At 45.4% G+C, this 16903-nt stretch carries 14 protein-coding genes; 3 read left to right on the top strand and 11 right to left on the bottom strand.

Features of this window, described 5'->3' with window-relative positions:
- Positions 1-13 precede the first annotated feature (13 nt).
- The 8 genes from ABDV94_RS14545 to ABDV94_RS14510 are packed head-to-tail and all read right to left on the bottom strand — an operon-like array spanning position 14 to position 7465.
- Positions 14-1216, bottom strand: coding sequence for an MFS transporter (locus ABDV94_RS14545; protein ID WP_343747931.1), 1203 nt, complete (start codon positions 1214-1216; stop codon positions 14-16).
- 36 nt (positions 1217-1252) lie between these two features.
- Entirely contained in the window at positions 1253-1996 is a 744-nt protein-coding gene (trpA, locus tag ABDV94_RS14540) for a tryptophan synthase subunit alpha (protein ID WP_343747930.1), read from the bottom strand.
- Entirely contained in the window at positions 1993-3183 is a 1191-nt protein-coding gene (gene trpB, locus ABDV94_RS14535; RefSeq protein WP_343747929.1) for a tryptophan synthase subunit beta, read from the bottom strand. Before trpB ends, trpA begins: the two co-directional genes overlap by 4 nt.
- Complete coding sequence (locus tag ABDV94_RS14530) at positions 3180-3779, bottom strand: phosphoribosylanthranilate isomerase (RefSeq protein WP_343747928.1); 600 nt, start codon at positions 3777-3779, stop codon at positions 3180-3182. The genes trpB and ABDV94_RS14530 overlap by 4 nt, the downstream gene beginning before the upstream one ends.
- A complete protein-coding gene (locus tag ABDV94_RS14525) occupies positions 3776-4549 on the bottom strand; it encodes an indole-3-glycerol phosphate synthase TrpC (protein WP_343747927.1) in 774 nt (257 codons plus the stop codon). Before ABDV94_RS14525 ends, ABDV94_RS14530 begins: the two co-directional genes overlap by 4 nt.
- Entirely contained in the window at positions 4546-5526 is a 981-nt protein-coding gene (trpD, locus tag ABDV94_RS14520; RefSeq protein WP_343747926.1) for an anthranilate phosphoribosyltransferase, read from the bottom strand. The genes ABDV94_RS14525 and trpD overlap by 4 nt, the downstream gene beginning before the upstream one ends.
- A complete protein-coding gene (locus ABDV94_RS14515) occupies positions 5523-6089 on the bottom strand; it encodes an aminodeoxychorismate/anthranilate synthase component II (RefSeq protein WP_343747925.1) in 567 nt (188 codons plus the stop codon). The genes trpD and ABDV94_RS14515 overlap by 4 nt, the downstream gene beginning before the upstream one ends.
- Complete coding sequence (locus ABDV94_RS14510; protein ID WP_343747924.1) at positions 6086-7465, bottom strand: anthranilate synthase component I family protein; 1380 nt, start codon at positions 7463-7465, stop codon at positions 6086-6088. The genes ABDV94_RS14515 and ABDV94_RS14510 overlap by 4 nt, the downstream gene beginning before the upstream one ends.
- A gap of 397 nt (positions 7466-7862) precedes the next feature.
- On the opposite strand from ABDV94_RS14510, the gene ABDV94_RS14505 reads away from it, so the two are divergent.
- Both ABDV94_RS14505 and aroA read left to right on the top strand, forming a co-directional pair.
- Positions 7863-8942 carry a chorismate mutase gene (locus ABDV94_RS14505; protein WP_343747923.1) on the top strand — a complete coding sequence of 360 codons (1080 nt, stop codon included), beginning with the start codon at positions 7863-7865 and terminating at the stop codon, positions 8940-8942.
- Positions 8942-10186, top strand: coding sequence for a 3-phosphoshikimate 1-carboxyvinyltransferase (gene aroA / locus ABDV94_RS14500; protein WP_343747922.1), 1245 nt, complete (start codon positions 8942-8944; stop codon positions 10184-10186). Before ABDV94_RS14505 ends, aroA begins: the two co-directional genes overlap by 1 nt.
- 537 nt (positions 10187-10723) lie before the next feature.
- On the opposite strand, the gene ABDV94_RS14495 is transcribed toward aroA, so the two are convergent.
- From ABDV94_RS14495 to ABDV94_RS14485, 3 genes are all read right to left on the bottom strand, one after another.
- Positions 10724-12715 carry a mucoidy inhibitor MuiA family protein gene (locus ABDV94_RS14495; protein ID WP_343747921.1) on the bottom strand — a complete coding sequence of 664 codons (1992 nt, stop codon included), beginning with the start codon at positions 12713-12715 and terminating at the stop codon, positions 10724-10726.
- A gap of 65 nt (positions 12716-12780) precedes the next feature.
- Positions 12781-14142: a hypothetical protein gene (locus ABDV94_RS14490; RefSeq protein ID WP_343747920.1), complete on the bottom strand. Its 1362-nt coding sequence runs from the start codon at positions 14140-14142 to the stop codon at positions 12781-12783.
- Positions 14143-14344: 202 nt separating this feature from the next.
- On the bottom strand, positions 14345-15196 hold the full coding sequence (locus tag ABDV94_RS14485; RefSeq protein WP_343747919.1) for an EI24 domain-containing protein: 852 nt from the start codon (positions 15194-15196) through the stop codon (positions 14345-14347).
- Between the two features lie 194 nt (positions 15197-15390).
- Between ABDV94_RS14485 and purB the strand changes: the two genes are divergently transcribed.
- A complete protein-coding gene (gene purB, locus ABDV94_RS14480; protein WP_343748040.1) occupies positions 15391-16743 on the top strand; it encodes an adenylosuccinate lyase in 1353 nt (450 codons plus the stop codon).
- The last annotated feature ends 160 nt before the right edge of the window (positions 16744-16903 follow it).

Below are 16903 nucleotides of genomic sequence, written 5' to 3'. Positions count from 1 at the left end.
CGGGACATAAACCCTACCCGTTTTTCTTCACACGGAACGAAGGCAGGAATACCGCAATAATCCCGATGAGCGGAAGATAGGAACAAATGTGGTACACTTCAATGATTCCACGTTTGTCGATCAAATCTCCGAGGAAAGCCGCACCGATTCCACCCATTCCGAAGGCAAAACCATAGAACATCCCCGAAATCATCCCGATTCTTCCCGGAAGCAATTCCTGTGCATACACGAGAATGGAAGGGAAAGCAGAAGCCAGAATGAAACCTGCAAAGGCCAAACAAACAACCGTTCCGGTAAGATTCATATAAGGCAACATCAACGTGAAAGGTGCGGCTCCGAGAATGGAGAACCAAATGATGTTTCTGCGTCCGTATTTGTCACCTGCAAGCCCGCCGATTACCGTACCAAGCGTGATCGCAAACAGATAAACAGCCAGTAATAATTGTCCCTGGCTTCCTTGTAGCTGGAAGCGTTCTTTCGCGTAGAAAATCAGGTAGCTTGAAATACTGGCAGTGTAGAAATACTTGGAGAAAAGCAACACCAGCAAGATCACAACCGAAATATAGATGCGTTGTTTGGAAAGTTGGTGCGTTACCACGCGCGCCTTGGTATTTTTCAGGTGTTCTTCGAGGTAGCCTTTGTACCAGCGGCTTACAAACAACAGGATTCCGAAACCGATCAACCCGGCAATGACAAATAGCAGCGTGTATTTTTGACCGAAAGGAATGACACAGAGCGCCACCAGAACCGGGCCGAGTGCCGTACCACCGTTTCCTCCCAATTGAAAAATCGCTTGGGCCAGACTGCGTTTTCCACCGGATGCAGAATAGGCTACACGGGAAGCTTCCGGGTGAAATACCGAAGAAGCCAAACCGATACAACAAGCTGCAGTAAGTGTTAGGGTGAAATTTTGTGCATAGGCCAGGATAATAACCCCGGTAATGGCAAACAGCATCCCGAAGCTGAACGAATATGGCTGCGGATACTTGTCGGTGATGGAACCAACTACCGGCTGGAAAAGCGACGATGTGATCTGGAAAGCAAACATAATGAACCCAACTTGTCCGTAATCCAGGTGCTGTGTTTCCTTAATTAAAGGGAACAAAGGTTGTAAAACACCCTGGATCAAATCATTCAGTAAATGACCAAAAGCGATGGCAAAAAGAATGGGATAAGTGGTCTTGGTCGGGTCGTACGTTTTTGTATCCGCTTTCATAGTTGCAAAATTAATGCATGATTCGTTAAGGAGTTGTTAAGACCGGAGTTTTTCGATGAATTTACGTTCTGTTCCCTGTGAAAGTGCGCGCAAATAGGCTGTTCCTACAATGATTCCGTCGACGTATTGAAATGCCTCTTTTTTTTGTTCGTCTGTGGAAATACCGAAACCTAAAAACAAAGGGACGTCATCGCACAGTTGTTTGAGTTCCGAATAACGCTTTGCATGATCGGATAAGGAATAGAAAGAGCCCGTGATTTTGTTCTGTCCGACCAAATAGATAAACGCATCTGAGCTGACTTGTGCAATTTGGGAAATTCGCGAATCCGGAGTGGTTGGAGTAATTAAATAGATCAGTGGAATTTTACCCGAACCGAAGGAAGACCGGTATTTGTTCTGAACCAATTCAAATGAAAGATCCGGTATGATCACTCCCGAAATTCCGGTGGCTTTGCATTGTTCGAGGAAAAGATCCTCTCCGAATTGAAGAATCGGATTCAGGTAGCTCATGAGAACCAACGGAATGTATATCTCTTTCCGGATCTCTGAAAGTTGTTCGAACAAGAGGTTCAGGTTCATACCGTTTTTCAATGCTGTGGTACTTGTTTCCTGGATAACGGGGCCGTCGGCCAGGGGGTCGGAAAAGGGAATACCGATTTCAATGAAATCGATTCCTTGCTTTTGCAAAGACAATAACTGAACGGCTAAACTCTCCTTTTCGGGGTAACCGGCTGTGATAAAAATGCTGACTGATTTTCCGTCTTTTTTGAATGGATTCATAAATTTTGAAATGCGTTTTGATAGGTATTCATGTCTTTATCGCCTCTTCCTGAAAGGTTCACGACGACAATTTCTTCCGGTTTCAGAGAAAGTTTTCCAAGGACTGCGAGGGCATGTGCACTTTCAAGTGCCGGAATAATTCCTTCCAGTCTGCTGCACTCCAAAGCAGCATGTAGTGCTTCCGCGTCCGTGATGGAAACCGCCCGGGTTCTTCCGCTTGAAATACTGTGTGCGTGCAGCGGGCCGATTCCGGGATAATCCAAACCAGCAGAAATGCTGTGTGGTTCGGTAACCTGGCCAAATGAATCCTGCATCAGTAAGGTTAAACTTCCATGCAGCACACCGGTTGAGCCAAGCACAGAAGTAGCAGCACTTTTGCCGGAGTGAATTCCTTCCCCGGCAGCTTCAGCAGCGATCAGTTCGACCCCCGGATTGCCATAGAAATGATAAAAAGCTCCGGCTGCATTACTTCCGCCTCCAACACATGCAATGACCTTTTGCGGAGATGCAGAACCTATTTCACGCAGTTGATACGTGATCTCTTCCGAAATGACGGATTGGAAATAAGTGACCATTTCCGGGTAGGGATGCGGTCCGACAACAGAGCCGATGAGGTAATAGGAATCCGGAAAATTAATCCAATGCCGGATGGCTTCATTGGTGGCATCTTTCAACGTTTTACTGCCAGATGTTGCAGACCGGACTTCTGCTCCCAGCATCTTCATTCGCTGTACGTTTGGAGATTGGCGTTCGATATCTTTTTCGCCCATGTAAACAATACAGCGCAATCCCATCAGTGCGCACACCGTTGCCGTTGCCACACCGTGCTGTCCGGCTCCTGTTTCCGCGATGATTTCTGTCTTTCCCATGTGTCTGGCCAGTAAAATCTGACCGATCGTATTGTTGATCTTATGGGCGCCTGTATGACACAAATCTTCCCGTTTGAAATAAATTTTCGCCCCGTATTTTTGAGAATAATTCCGTGCAAAATACAAAGGAGTGGGTCTTCCTGCGTACTGTTTCAGCAAACCGATGTATTCCTTTCTGAAAGTTTCCGAAAAGCAATAATCCCGGAAGAACGTGTTTAATTCTTCTACGGCAGGACGTAATAATTCCGGGATGTAAGCACCTCCGAATTCACCGTAGAATCCGAATTCATCCGGAAGCATTAATTCAGCAGTTTTCATGTTTTCAATTGTTTAATGAATGATTGAATAAGCGGCACATTTTTCTGTTTCGGTGCGATTTCGAAACGGCTGTTCAGGTCGATTCCGGAAAATCGGGGATGGTGTATGTTTTTGATGCGGTCTACTATCCCGATAGAAATGCCACCGCTCAGGAAGAAGGGAGTTTCTCCGGTGTATGCTTCCAGGATGTCCCAGTCAAAGGTCTTTCCTGTTCCGCCGTACTGTGGACTTTTGGTATCGAACAGGAATGCATCCACGATTCCTTCATACGCCTTACAAGCTTCCAGATCGCTTGCATGCTGAATTCCCAGTGCTTTCCATTTGGGGATAGCGGTCTTGATTTTCCGGATTTCTTTTGCCGGCTCATTTCCGTGAAACTGGACCACGCGTAGTGCCTCTTCGTCTATCTTTCGAAGAATGAATTCCGGGTCGGCATTGACAAAAACTCCCACTTTTTCTTTGGAAACAGCCGGAGTGTGTTCCACATATCTGGGAGAACCGGGGTAAAAAATGAATCCGAAATAATCCACTTCTTCCAGGTCGAACAGGCCGGGATAAAACTGCTCCGCGCTGCAACCGCAAATTTTCAGTTTCATAAGACGGATGTGTTAGAAGTTGATGCGAAATGGAAGGTTCCTTTCAGCAGACTCTCGCCGATCAGTGCTCCGTTGAATCCGTGATTTTGCAATTGAATCAACTGATCCGAACTGGAAATCCCGGAAGCTGAAATCTTCAGTACGTGTTCCGGTAAGTAAGAAGCCAGTTTGAAAGAGTGCTCCACGTTCGTTTGCTGAGTCTTCAGATTTCGGTTATTGACCAGTAACACGTCGATCTCCTCATTCAGCTTATTCAACTCTTCAAACGAATGAATTTCAAACAAGACTTCAAGCCCCAGGCTTTTGGCAACGATGGTTAATTGGTGTGCCTGTTCTTTCTCCAGAATCGATGCAATGAGTAAAACGGCATCTGCTCCGGCAGCTTTACTCTCGAAAAGCTGGTATTCATCAAGGATAAATTCTTTTCTCAGAATGGGTAAATCCGTCCTGTTTCGAACCTGTACAATGTCCTCAATCGAACCACCGAAATACCGGTAATCGCTTAATACCGAAATACCGCATGCTCCTTGTTTTTCATACTGTTCGACTTGTGAGAGAATATCCAGGTTCCGGTTGATTTCGCCGGCCCCCGGAGATTTTCGTTTGATTTCCGCAATAATCCCGAATTGATCCCGGATATTTTTTTTGAGGGAGATCACTTTTCGGTTAAAAAGCGGACTTTGAGCGTAATCCAACAGCGTTCCTGCCTGTTTTAATTGTTGGATTTCAACCTGTTTACTCGCAACAATCTGGTCTAAAATAGTGTTCATAAACAAACGTTTTTAAAAGTGTAGAATGATTTTCCGCTTCTAATGTGCTCATAAGCCTTGCTGAAAGCGTGTTCAAAATTTAATCCGGAATTCAGCGTTTGCAGGGCCAGGGCTACATTTCCGGCGAGTACGGTGTGCTGCGTTTCGGTTCCTTCTCCCCGCAGAATGGAAGTGAAAATCCGGGCGGCTTCTGCAACGGAATTTCCTCCGGATATTTCTTCCGGTCTGATCCGGAGCTGATTCGGTGAATGTTGAATGAACTGCTCACTGTGGGCATGGAAAACACGTGTTCCTCCGATAAACGTAAGCTCATCGTATCCTGAAAGCCCGTGAAGGACGGTAAAATTTACCCGTTTTGATTTCAGAATATGCTGGTATTGCTTTGCCAGCTCCAGCGAATATGTTCCGGTCAGCTGATGCGTGGACGGATGCGGATTCACCAGCGGACCGAGTCCGTTGAATAAGGTCGTTATCCCGATGGATTTCCGCAAAGGAGCAACCCGGAGCAGGGCGGGATGAAACAACGGAGCATGCAGAAAACAAATATTGTGTTGATCTAACTGACGCTGTAATTCCACCGGATTTGCAGAAAATTCGTAGCCCAAATACTCCAGTACGGTGGATGATCCGCACAGGGAACTAACTCCGTAATTTCCGTGTTTGACAACTTGGTAGCCCATGGATGCCAGGACAAAAGAAGTCAATGTGGAAATGTTGAAGGTGTTTTTTCCGTCGCCGCCTGTTCCGCAGCAATCAATGCTTTGCTCTGCATGAAGTTCCGGAGATTTAGCCAGTTCGATCAGAGCATCCTGAAATCCTTCCAGTTCCGAAATCTGCAGGCCGCGCATCCGGATGGTGGTGATAATGGCAACAATCTGTGCGTCGGAAATTTCATCCCGGCCGATTTGAATCATGCACAAACGTGCTTCTTCGCGGCTTAATGTGCCGTTATCGATTAATTTTTTGAGGTAATTCATGAGTATGTATTTAACCAGTTTTGAATCATTTTTCGTCCCGTTGGAGTGAGGATCGATTCCGGGTGGAATTGCACTCCGACGGTTGGGAAAGTTTTATGCTGCAGTGCCATCACAACGGCATCTTTTGTAGCCGCCGTTACTTCCAGTTCGCTCTCAGGTGAAATCTGTGTTTGCCAGCTGTGATACCTTCCTGCTTCGATTTCTGCAGGAAGCCCCTGAAAAATCCCGGATGCTTTCGTGATGTTTATCCGGGAAGCTTTACCATGAACGGGTTCCGGACAAGGAATCAGCGAATCTCCGAAATGCACGGCAATTGCCTGGTGTCCGAGGCAAACTCCCAAAATGGGTTTCCTGCCATGAAACCGGTCGATGACTTCTAACAAACCGCCTGCTTCTGAGGGAATTCCCGGCCCCGGAGAAAGTACAATCCCATCGGCAGATTCCAGGGCTTCAAAATCGAGCCGGTTGTTTCGTTGAACAAAAACATCGTGTTGTTCTTCCCTGATATAGCGAATCAGGTTGAAAACAAAGGAGTCGAAATTGTCAATGACTGCAATTTTCATAATGAATGAGGTTTTGTGGCGCATTGAATAGCCTTCCTGATTGCGCCGAGTTTGTTGTTTACTTCTTCCAGTTCGTGTTCAGGAACGGAATCCACGACAATTCCTGCCCCGGCCTGGTATCGGAGCGTGTTGTTGGTACTGAAGGCGCTGCGGATAATGATTGCCAGGTTCATGTTTCCGTTACTGTGAATGAATCCGAGTGCACCGCCATAAAATCCGCGTCCGGTTTTTTCATACTGGTTCAGCAATTCCAGGGCCTTTGGTTTCGGGGTTCCGGAAAGTGTTCCGGCAGGAAACGTTCCGCTAAATAAGGAAAGTGCATGTGCTTTCGTCTGGGCAGTGACTTTTGAAACCAAATGAATGACGTGGGAAAAATGCTGTACTTCCTTGTAAGAAGCGATTTTGACGGAACTGCCGAATTTACTCAGGTCGTTTCTGGCGAGATCAACGAGCATGGTGTGCTCTGCGTTTTCCTTCTCGTCCCGGATCAATTGTTGAATCAATTGTTTGTCCAGCTGGTGATCTCCCGTTTTTCGGACTGTTCCTGCAATGGGATGTATTTCTGCTGTTCCGTTTTTTAATTGGATTTGTGTTTCCGGCGAGGAGCCGAACAAACGGTATGATTCCATGTCCAGGTAGAATAAATAGGGGGAAGGATTGAGTTGTCTCAATTGCCTGTAAACCTGGAAATCATCTCCGAAAAAAGCCTGTTCAAACGGTCTTGAAACAACCAGTTGGAATACGTCGCCGCGGTAAATATGCATTTTTGCCTGTTGAACCAGGTGCAGAAAATCGCTATCGGAAACAGCCGTTTTTTCTTGCTCCACAAGTTCGAAAGGCAGTTCGGAAGCCCTGTTAAACCGAAGTAATTCCTGTAATTCCGCTTCGCTTTTCCGAACGGGTTCGAGTGCATTGACCAAAATTGTTCCCCGGTCGTGAAAATGATCTAAAATCACCAGGTATTGAAAAAGTGTAAACCGGGCTAAGGGAAGTGGTGACGAGGTGTCGGAAGAGGAAATGTTTTCTTCGAAATGGGCAAACTCAAAACTGAAGTAACTCAGGAACCCATTGCTGTCAAGCTCCTTTTCGAACGCGTATTTACCGAGCAGGTTTTGAATCTGTTGGGTGATTTTTTGCGGATCTTCCACAGGAATTGTCAGCGCAAGATCTGGTTCCTGGATGTGGATTTCCGTTTGAAAAATCTGGATGTCAATCAACGGATTCAGGCCAATGAAAGACTTGGAGGAAGTTCGGTCATTGTAATCGTTGCTTTCCAGTAAACAGGGACAACGGAAGCGGTTTCTAAACGACAAATAAAGCCCGACAGAGGTATAATTGTCGGCATTGAAGGAATATTCTTGTGTGTAAATTTGCATGAAATGAGATTTTTGAGAATAAAAAAACGGCTTGCCAAAAGTGACAAGCCGTTCAAAAAAAATAGATATAATGAATTATGCGTCCGCCACTTTTTTAGTTTGCAGACACCACCAAAATTTCATTGTTTGTTGAAAAATCATGTGACAAAGATAGAGATACCAATGACACTTCCAAGAAAAATTGTGAAAAAAATATTTTTAATTTTTATTTTGGTTAAATAAATAACATTACTTTTGACTTGAAATCATGAAAAAAACAGCACATACAGAAAACGTTATTTGGCGCATCGGAATACACTAATTTCGAAGCTCAACTGTTAATAGTTGTCAATCCCGCTTCGTTTTGGAGCGGGATTTTTTGTTTAGTCTGGATTAAAAAAAGTAATTTGGTTCTATCATGAACAGCATCATCCAAAAAGGAGGAAAAAGACCGATTATCATTGCAGGACCCTGCAGTGCAGAAACGGAAGAGCAGCTGATTGAAACTGCACTGCAAATCAAAGAGTCATGCCATATCGATATGCTGCGTGCCGGGATTTGGAAACCGCGCACACGCCCGGATTCATTTGAAGGTGTGGGAGAAATCGGTTTGAGCTGGCTGGTGAATGCCGGAAAAGAATTGGGAGTTCCCACAACAACAGAAGTAGCGAATACCAAACACGTAGAACAAGCGTTGAAAGCCGGTGTTGACGTATTGTGGATTGGTGCGCGAACGACGGTGAACCCGTTTGCGGTACAGGAAATTGCAGATGCACTGAAAGGAGTGAAGATTCCCGTTTTAGTGAAAAACCCGGTAAACCCGGATCTGGAATTGTGGATCGGGGCTTTCGAACGGCTTGAAAAATCCGGAATTACCGAACTCGGAGCCATTCACCGCGGATTTTCCGTTTACAAACACGCGAAATACCGCAACGTGCCTAATTGGGAAATACCGATTGCTTTGCACGAACGGTTACCGAATTTGCCGATTATCAATGATCCGAGCCATATTACAGGAAACCGTAATTTGCTGCTGGAAGTTTCACAGAAAGCAATGGATTTGAATTTTGATGGATTGATCATCGAAACACACCGGGATCCGGATAAAGCCTGGTCGGATGCAGCGCAGCAATTGACGCCGAAAAACCTGGGAATCCTGCTGGACAGCCTGGTGCTTCGTTCACAGGATTCGGAGAAGCTCGATACCGAACACATCTCCATTCTGCGGGAAAAGATCGGTGATTTGGACGACCGTTTGTTTGATATCCTGATGGTGCGTATGCAGCTAAGTGAAGATATTGGGCGGTTTAAGAAAGAACACAATATCACCATTCTCCAGCCGGAGCATTGGAAGAAATTGATTTCAGCCCGTTTGGGAAGAGCTTCGGAATACCAGTTGAGTGATCGTTTTGTGCGCCAGATTATGGATGCGATCCACCAGGAGTCGATCCGCCACCAGGTGCGGGTAATGAATAACGCTTCAGATACCAACGCATAATGGAACAATTGATCCGGAATGGAAGACTCTCGGGAACAATACACATTCCTGCGTCCAAAAGTGATTCGCAGCGTGCCATTCTTTGCGCGGCATTGTCGGAAGGAACTTCGCGCTTGCGTGGAATAGGCTGGAGCGATGATGAAAAAGCCATGTTGAACGCTGTGAAAGCCTTGGGAGCTGCTGTGCGCTTTCTTTCGGAAACAGAAGCTGAAATTACCGGCGTGCAGGCACTTTCCGGCCCGGTTGAACTTTCTGCCGGAGAATCCGGTTTGGGATTGCGTTTGCTGACTTGTGTCAGTGCGGCTTTCGATCAGCCGGTTACGTTAAATGGTACGGGAAGTTTACTGAATCGCCCGATGCATTTTTTTGATGAGGTATTGCCTCAGTTCGGGTGTAAAGCGGCTACAACAGACGGTTTTCTGCCTGTTCGTGTCAAAGGCCCGATGGCAGGAGCGCAGGTGGAAGTAGACGGATCGATGAGCTCTCAATTCATTTCAGGTTTACTGATGGCACTTCCGAAAAGCGGAAAGGCCGGTTCGCTCACGGTTCGCGACATGAAATCCGGGCCCTACATTCAAATGACGCTCAAAACACTCCGAAAATTCGGAATAGAGGTTGAACATCAGGAGAACGTGTTTTCCATTCCCGGGAATCAGTCTTATCAAGCGACAGATTACGCGATCGAAGGGGATTGGAGTTCTGCAAGCTACTGGCTGGTTGCATCTGCGGTTGGTCATACCGTTTCAGTTTCCGGTTTGGCAATGGGAAGTTTGCAGGCCGATAAAGCCATGTTGCATGCCCTGATGAGCGCCGGATGTAAAGTTCAGATCGAAGAGCAGGAAATCCGGGTTGATGGAAGTAATTTGTCTCCTTTTGAATTTGATGCAACGGATTGTCCGGACTTGTTTCCGGCTTTGGTTGTTCTGGGGGCAAAATGCACCGGAATTTCGACCATCAAAGGGGCGGAAAGACTTACACATAAAGAAAGTGATCGCGGCGTGGTTCTTCAGTCTGAATTTGGAAAAATGGGTGTGAACATTGTACTGGATGGCGATGTGATGCGGATTCACGGCACGGGAAATCTGCACGGAGCGTTGGTTTCGTCTCATCACGACCACCGGATTGCCATGTCGCTGGCTATTGCCGCAACGGTTGCTGGTGGGGAAACACGGGTACAGGATGCAGAAGCTGTGGCCAAAAGTTACCCCGACTTCTGGGAACATTTCGCAAGTTTGAGCGAGTAAATTACCGTTTGGACTGAATATTAACCACTTATCACATAATCCAGTTATTTAGTAGACCAAACTTGAATTTATGCAATTCGTTTTCTATATTCGTAAAGCTGAAACTAAGAGCACACTTATACTTACTACTAATAAGTTCCAAGAGTTCAATTTTACGTTACAGCGATATTTTTATTGCCACTTTTCTGTATTTGACAACAGCTCAGATTACCGGAAGGTTTTTTGGTGTTTATCAAGCTGGCGTCCGATAGAGTCGGTGAAGCAATAGTAATTTTTCTTCATAATCAGGTAAAGGCATCCGTCAGTGGCGGATGCCTTTGAAGTTTTAGTAAATCACCGATAGTCCAGTGGCGCTATAAAAAGTGGGAGGGCTTCCTGGAATCTGTTTGGGGAGTAAGAGCGTAAGAATCTTTTTTTGTATTACCGGTTGCATGTTCGCGATATTGCGTACAGCCCTACTCGTTACTGGCTTTCAGGACAAAAAAACTCCCGGCAGTTTGAAGGCTATCGGGAGTTTCGGATCAATTATGCAATGAATTACTCGAGGTAAACCGGTTGTGTTTTACCGTAGTCTACCTGGTAATCAAACTTGAATTGTTTGCTTTCCCCTTTATTGGTCACGAATTTCCAGGTCAGGATGCCGGTTTTCGGATCCAGAGATGCTCCGGTGTACGTTCCTTGTTTCACTTTGATGTCGTCGTTTACAGAGATCGGGAAGTGATCTTTCACGATGATCGGAATGGCTGCTCCGCCGTTGTTACGGATAGTGAAATCCCAGGTTACTTCATATTTGTAGCGGTTTCCAAGCAGGCGCGTTTTGCTCATTTCTTCGCTGCGCTTGCGTTCTACCACTATTTTCTTGTCTTTCCCCAAAGAGAAGCTCAGAGTGTCTTTCGCAGAGTTTACATCGATAAAGCTTTTCCCGATATAGGTTCCGTCGAAATACAGGTTGGATTCTCCGTTGAGCAGATTCAGTTTTTCCCATCCAGAAATTTGTGCCACGAGGTAAACGGATTCGTCCAGTTTCGGTACGGAATGGTATTCGTAATCCGCTTTCATCTGGTAAGTGGCAATTGCAACACGGTGCTCCGCGTCATCAGACGGCACTGTAAATGGTGCTTCGATCCGGAATTCCATGCGCAGGTCTTTCTCCACCTGGTTGGCGATCGAAACATTGTATGCGCCTGTACTGATTTCTGCTTCCGAGAGTTTACCATAATCCGCGGCTTTTTTGTTTTTCATACGGCTTGCTTTGCTTTCGACAACAACGCTTTCCAGTTGAGCCGAGTTGCTGGAGTAATAACCGTCGCTCAGAGTAACATCGCCTCTGTCATACGCCAAACCGTTCCCCGCAAATGGATTGGCTTCCAGTTTTTCCATTGCGACTACTTCCGGGTAAAGTTGCGTTTTGATATAAGGCCCGTTGATTGAAACATATTGCGAACGATATCCGAGATAGGAAACGGTGTATCCGCGTTCTCCACGTGGAACAGAGAATGAAAAATGCCCTGTAGCGTCGGTTGTGAAGATATTCAGGGGGTTGTTGACCATCGTGATCTTTGCAAAGGCCAACGGTTCACCGGATGAAGCATCCGTGATTTCTCCGTGAATGGTTTCACCGTCAAAGTTGTATTCCGGTACATAGCGCTCCACGACCTGCTTACGCGGTGCAGGAGAGTAGTAGTTGAGTTCCCAGGGGTAAAGGACCGGTTCCTGTGTATTGTCATACGGATCATTGGTCGATAAGATCAGTTGTACATTTTTCCATTCGATTCCGGTGCTTTGAGAAACCAGTCCTTTGGCCTCCAGCAGTACCGGAGCGCCTACTCCGTTGCTTCGCATGTCGTAATACGGTTTCCAGGAAGCTTTGTGGGTAATATAGGTAAATGTAAAATCCACATTTCCGGCTTTTTCAACGCTTAGTTCCACTTCAATTTCGGTATAGTTCACTACCGGAAGCCCTTTTCGCGTATTGATTTCCTGCTCTATGGTGTTGATTTTACGTACCACACCCTCGATTTCCGAATCCAGTTGGGATTTGCGGGTATTGATCTCCGAGAGTTTGTTGTGGAAAAAGGTCGAAGCTTCTTTCAGTTCGGAAATCTTCACGGCTTGCTGCTGGCTGCTCAAGCTGTTGTTTTTCAGCAAGAGTTGTTCGTCCTGGAGCAATACTTTGTATTCGTCACGGAGTACACGTTCCTGTTTTTCCAGTGCTTTTTTCCGGTCGTTCTTTTCTGCGAGTTCGGTTTCCGCAATGGACTTATCGTCGAAATTCTTGCGTGTGCGGACACTCAGGATGGTTGCTTCGTCCGAACATTTCAGCTGGATGGAGCTGGGATCGAGGAAATCCGTCAGTTTCTGGAAAACGACCACTTGTTTTCCGCCGGTCAGATTCAGTGCTTTGGAGTGCTCAATCTGCGCGCCCTGTTTGAAAACGGTCACTTTCTTAATGGAAGCTTCCGCTTTGGTTTCCTTTTGTCCCCAGATCAGTACCGGGAGCAGGAATAAAATGAAGGTTAATTTTTTCATGTTTGATTTAAATAAAAAAACGTACCCGTTCAGGTACGTTTATCTGTTGAATTCGTTCAATGTGATTACAATTTTACCGGAAGAATCAGCTTGCTCAGATCGAGTTCGAAAATATCAATACTACTTTTCTTTTCGCTGATGGTCAATCCGCTCACATAAGCTTTTCCTAATTCTTTATAAACGACGAAGTGAGAATCATCGTTTACGGTGTTGACGGCAGGCCCAAGATTTTTTGCTTTCGTCCACCCGGAACCGGTGTTTTCGGAAACATATACATCCAAACCTCCCATTCCCAGGTGTCCTTCAGAACTGAAGAACAGGAATCTTCCGTCCGGAGTAATGTATGGAGTCGTTTCGCGCATATCGGTGTTGACGCTGTCGCTCAAAATTTTTGCTTCGCCCCAGGTTTTTCCGTTGCGTTGTACCACGTAGATATCCGTGGATCGTTTGTCTCCTTTTCGGTCAGATACGAAGTACATCGTGTTTCCGTCAGCTGTAAGCGTTGCGTAACCTTCCATGAAGCTGGTGTTGATGGATTTGTTGTCAATCACTTTCGGTACGTTCCACTTTCCTTTTTTGGTGAATTCCACTTCGCAGATGTCCGAACTTCCGGTAACCTTTTTCGCATTGGTTGCGGTGTTGTTCAGGATCACGATTGCTTTCAGTCCGTCTTTAGATAACCAGCTCATGGATTCAAATCCGGGTCCGTTGATTCGTTCTACATTGTTGGAAATACTGTCGAAACGCCGCATGTTATCGTTCCACACTCCGGTGTATACATCTTCAAAGTATTCCTGGTCGTCCGGGTTCATCATCCCGCCCGTCGTATTGGCTCTTCGGGAAGTAAAGTAGATGCGTTTTCCGTCGGCACTCAAAACCGGTCCGTAATCGTTGTACCCGGAGTTGATATCACCCAAAAGGGAAAGGCGTTGATTCGGAGTTTTGGCTCCTTGTTTTGCATATTGTACAGAAGCAATTTTCCCGACAATGTTCAGTTCTTTTGCGCGTGATTTGGACAAATGTTTTTGCGCCAGCTGGAAATACTGCTCGGAGCTGTCCAGTTCGTTTAAGTTGTGGCATGCTACTCCCAGGATGTCGTATACTTCAGCGTCTACATCATCCGGCCCTTTATTGATTGCCTCCAGGGCGTATTGTTTGGCATAACCGAAGTTTTTCAGGCGGTAGTGGCAGAAGGAAATCCAAAAAGGAGCTTTCCAGGTATTGGGATCTTTGATTGCCGCTTCACGAAATACGAGCAGGGCTTCACGGATTTTGTTTTCTCCCACGAGCTGCTTTCCCTGGTCGATTTTGATCAGTGCGGCAGATTTGTCAATGATTCCTGTGACACTATCCTTCGATGCAGATTGAAAGGCAAATGAATAAGTAGTGCAAAGTAGTAATAACAGGGTTCCGAATAGGATTTTCATAATGAAGTCATCTAATAATTCGGAGACAAAGTAATATAAAAAAATCAATAAACGGCCAGTGAATGATAACTGATTATACTGTTTGGAAAGTTAAAATTGAAAATGGAGAAGGTAAAATGTAAACGAATTCAAAATGCAAAATTCAAAAACACCAAAATCTCTCCGGTAACCCCTTTTGACTTTTCAATTTTAAATTATCCATTCAATCCATGGTGTTCTCTGCGAATTCATTCTTCTGTGTTGTGGTCAGATCGAGCAGGTCGTGCATGGCGATAGTTGCAGCTACGATAGACCAGATCGGGGCGAAAGAAGCGCAGAACCAAAGACCCAGATTGGTAAGGAATGTGAAGATGAATTGCCAGGGATCCGCTCCGAAAGAAGACCAGTCGAACAAGGTACTCAGGTCAATGAAATTCCAGATCATGACGGAATACACCGACCCGATGGAAAGAGCAATCCCCCGGTTTTCCCTCGCAAGCCGGATACTTTCATGGAGATTCATTTTCAGGCGCTCGTGGATGTAATCCATGAATGAAAAACCGTAGTAGTAAAAACTGATAAAGAACAAAATGTGACGTACAGGACTGAGTGCAAAATCTCCCCATCCGACCGTTCCGACGAGGAAGACAACCGTGAAGAAGAACACTTCCCACATCATGTTCCGGATTCCTATGCGGAAACCGCGTTTGACATCGTTGACCAGTTGATTGAAGTTGAAACGATACCTGTTTCCCGTGAGAATGAATTCGACCTTTTCCGAGATTTTGGAAAAAAGAGGCGAGAGCAGGATCACGACGAGGTACTTGGCGAAACGCATCAGGGTGGTTGCGATCAGGATTTCTGCCATCAATTTGATGAGGTACCAGATAATTCCGTTCATGCTGGTTGCCGTAGCTTTCGGCTCGTGCAGGTGAATCATAAATCCGACCTGGTAAATCCCCAGCATCAGGATCGCCGGAAAGATAATGTAGAAATACAGTTTGTAATCTATAATCAGCCGGAATGCCTTGATGTATGCTCTGTAACCAATAAAAAGGTTCTTGATGAATCGCATAGTTCAAATTTAATATAATTACAAATGCCGAATTGAAAATGTCAAATTGAAAAGGGTGAAGTAAAAAAAATCAGACATGCTAAATCGTTAAATATCGATTCATGACCGGTAAGTGTTTATCACTTTTACCTTTTCACTTTTCAATTATAAAAGAGTATCTTTGCACCTTTCAAAAATGAACTATGAGTAATTCAATGTCGCTTACGTCGCTTACAGCAATCAGTCCGGTTGACGGACGTTACCGTTCTAAAGTCAGTGAACTGGCGCCTTATTTTTCGGAATACGGATTGATCAAGTACCGCGTTCACGTAGAGATTGAATATTTCATCGCATTGGTGGAGGCAGGAATCGGGCCCTTGAAGGCTGTTCCGGCTTCTATTTTTCCGGCATTGAGACAAATCACGACTTCTTTTTCGGAAGAAGATGCGCTTGCCATCAAGAACATTGAGAAAACAACGAACCACGACGTAAAAGCGGTAGAGTATTTCCTGAAGGAAAAAATGCAGCCGCTCGGACTGGAAAATTACCTGGAGTTTATTCACTTCGGACTGACTTCCCAGGATATTAACAATACAGCTATTCCGCTGAGTCTGAAAGAAGCGGTGAATGAAGTATACATTCCGGCTTTGGAAGGGTTAATCGGCGTATTGAAAGGATATACGAATGATTGGTCGAAAGTGGCTTTGCTGGCGAGAACGCACGGTCAGCCGGCTTCTCCGACCGTTTTGGGGAAAGAAGTAGGCGTATTCGTATACCGTTTGGAGAAACAATTGGAAATTCTGAAACAAATTCCATATGCAGCGAAATTCGGTGGTGCAACCGGGAATTTCAACGCGCACCAGATTGCGTTCCCGGAAACGGATTGGGTTGCTTTTTCAAATCGCTTTGTGAATGAGCAATTGGGACTAGACAGAAGCCAGTTGACGACTCAGATCGAAAATTATGACCAGCTTGCAAACTTGTTTGACTGTCTGAAGCGCATCAACACCATCATCCTGGATTTGGATCGTGATATGTGGACGTATATTTCCATGGATTATTTCAAGCAAAAACTGAAAGAAGGAGAAGTAGGTTCTTCGGCGATGCCGCATAAGGTGAACCCGATTGATTTCGAAAACTCCGAAGGAAATATCGGGATTGCAAATGCATTGTACGAACACCTGGCAGCAAAACTGCCTGTTTCGAGATTGCAGCGCGATTTAACGGATTCTACCGTTTTGAGAGCTGTGGGAATGCCGCTGGCTCATTCCCTGATCGCGTTTAAGGCGACTATCGTGGGATTGAATAAATTATTGCTGAACGAACAGGCAATCCAGGAAGATCTGGAAGCAAACTGGGCAGTTGTGGCAGAAGCTATTCAAACGATCCTGCGAAGCATCGGTTTCCCGAAACCATACGAAGCATTGAAAGGATTAACGCGTAAGAATGAGAAGGTGACACAACAAACGGTTCACGATTTCATCGATACATTGGATGTAGATGCGGCTATGAAAGACCGCCTGAAAAAAATTACTCCTGCAAATTATACAGGGGTGAAGCTGGTGTAAGAAATGGATATTGTTCAAAGGCCTGAAGTATTCAAAAGTTCAGAATAGATTGGCCCTTTTCACTTTTGAATCCCTTGAATGATCCGAAAACATAAAAAAATCAAATAGCCTGAATTCTTGTTTGAAATAAAACAGGGATTCAGGTTTTTTAGTATATTAC

It is taken from the genome of Fluviicola sp., from assembly GCF_039596355.1.
GTDB lineage: Bacteria > Bacteroidota > Bacteroidia > Flavobacteriales_D > Crocinitomicaceae > Fluviicola.
The sequence above is the reverse complement of the archived record's forward strand: the minus strand, read 5'-3'. Positions and strand labels throughout refer to the sequence as shown.

Excerpts from the sequence above, each read along its gene's own strand:
- ABDV94_RS14545 (WP_343747931.1), bottom strand. The coding sequence starts at position 1,216 with ATGAAAGCGGATACAAAAACGTACGACCCGACCAAGACCACTTATCCC.
- trpA (WP_343747930.1), bottom strand. The coding sequence starts at position 1,996 with ATGAATCCATTCAAAAAAGACGGAAAATCAGTCAGCATTTTTATCACA.
- trpB (WP_343747929.1), bottom strand. The coding sequence starts at position 3,183 with ATGAAAACTGCTGAATTAATGCTTCCGGATGAATTCGGATTCTACGGT.
- ABDV94_RS14530 (WP_343747928.1), bottom strand. The coding sequence starts at position 3,779 with ATGAAACTGAAAATTTGCGGTTGCAGCGCGGAGCAGTTTTATCCCGGC.
- ABDV94_RS14525 (WP_343747927.1), bottom strand. The coding sequence starts at position 4,549 with ATGAACACTATTTTAGACCAGATTGTTGCGAGTAAACAGGTTGAAATC.
- trpD (WP_343747926.1), bottom strand. The coding sequence starts at position 5,526 with ATGAATTACCTCAAAAAATTAATCGATAACGGCACATTAAGCCGCGAA.
- ABDV94_RS14515 (WP_343747925.1), bottom strand. The coding sequence starts at position 6,089 with ATGAAAATTGCAGTCATTGACAATTTCGACTCCTTTGTTTTCAACCTG.
- ABDV94_RS14510 (WP_343747924.1), bottom strand. The coding sequence starts at position 7,465 with ATGCAAATTTACACACAAGAATATTCCTTCAATGCCGACAATTATACC.
- ABDV94_RS14505 (WP_343747923.1), top strand. The coding sequence starts at position 7,863 with ATGAACAGCATCATCCAAAAAGGAGGAAAAAGACCGATTATCATTGCA.
- aroA (WP_343747922.1), top strand. The coding sequence starts at position 8,942 with ATGGAACAATTGATCCGGAATGGAAGACTCTCGGGAACAATACACATT.
- ABDV94_RS14495 (WP_343747921.1), bottom strand. The coding sequence starts at position 12,715 with ATGAAAAAATTAACCTTCATTTTATTCCTGCTCCCGGTACTGATCTGG.
- ABDV94_RS14490 (WP_343747920.1), bottom strand. The coding sequence starts at position 14,142 with ATGAAAATCCTATTCGGAACCCTGTTATTACTACTTTGCACTACTTAT.
- ABDV94_RS14485 (WP_343747919.1), bottom strand. The coding sequence starts at position 15,196 with ATGCGATTCATCAAGAACCTTTTTATTGGTTACAGAGCATACATCAAG.
- purB (WP_343748040.1), top strand. The coding sequence starts at position 15,391 with ATGTCGCTTACGTCGCTTACAGCAATCAGTCCGGTTGACGGACGTTAC.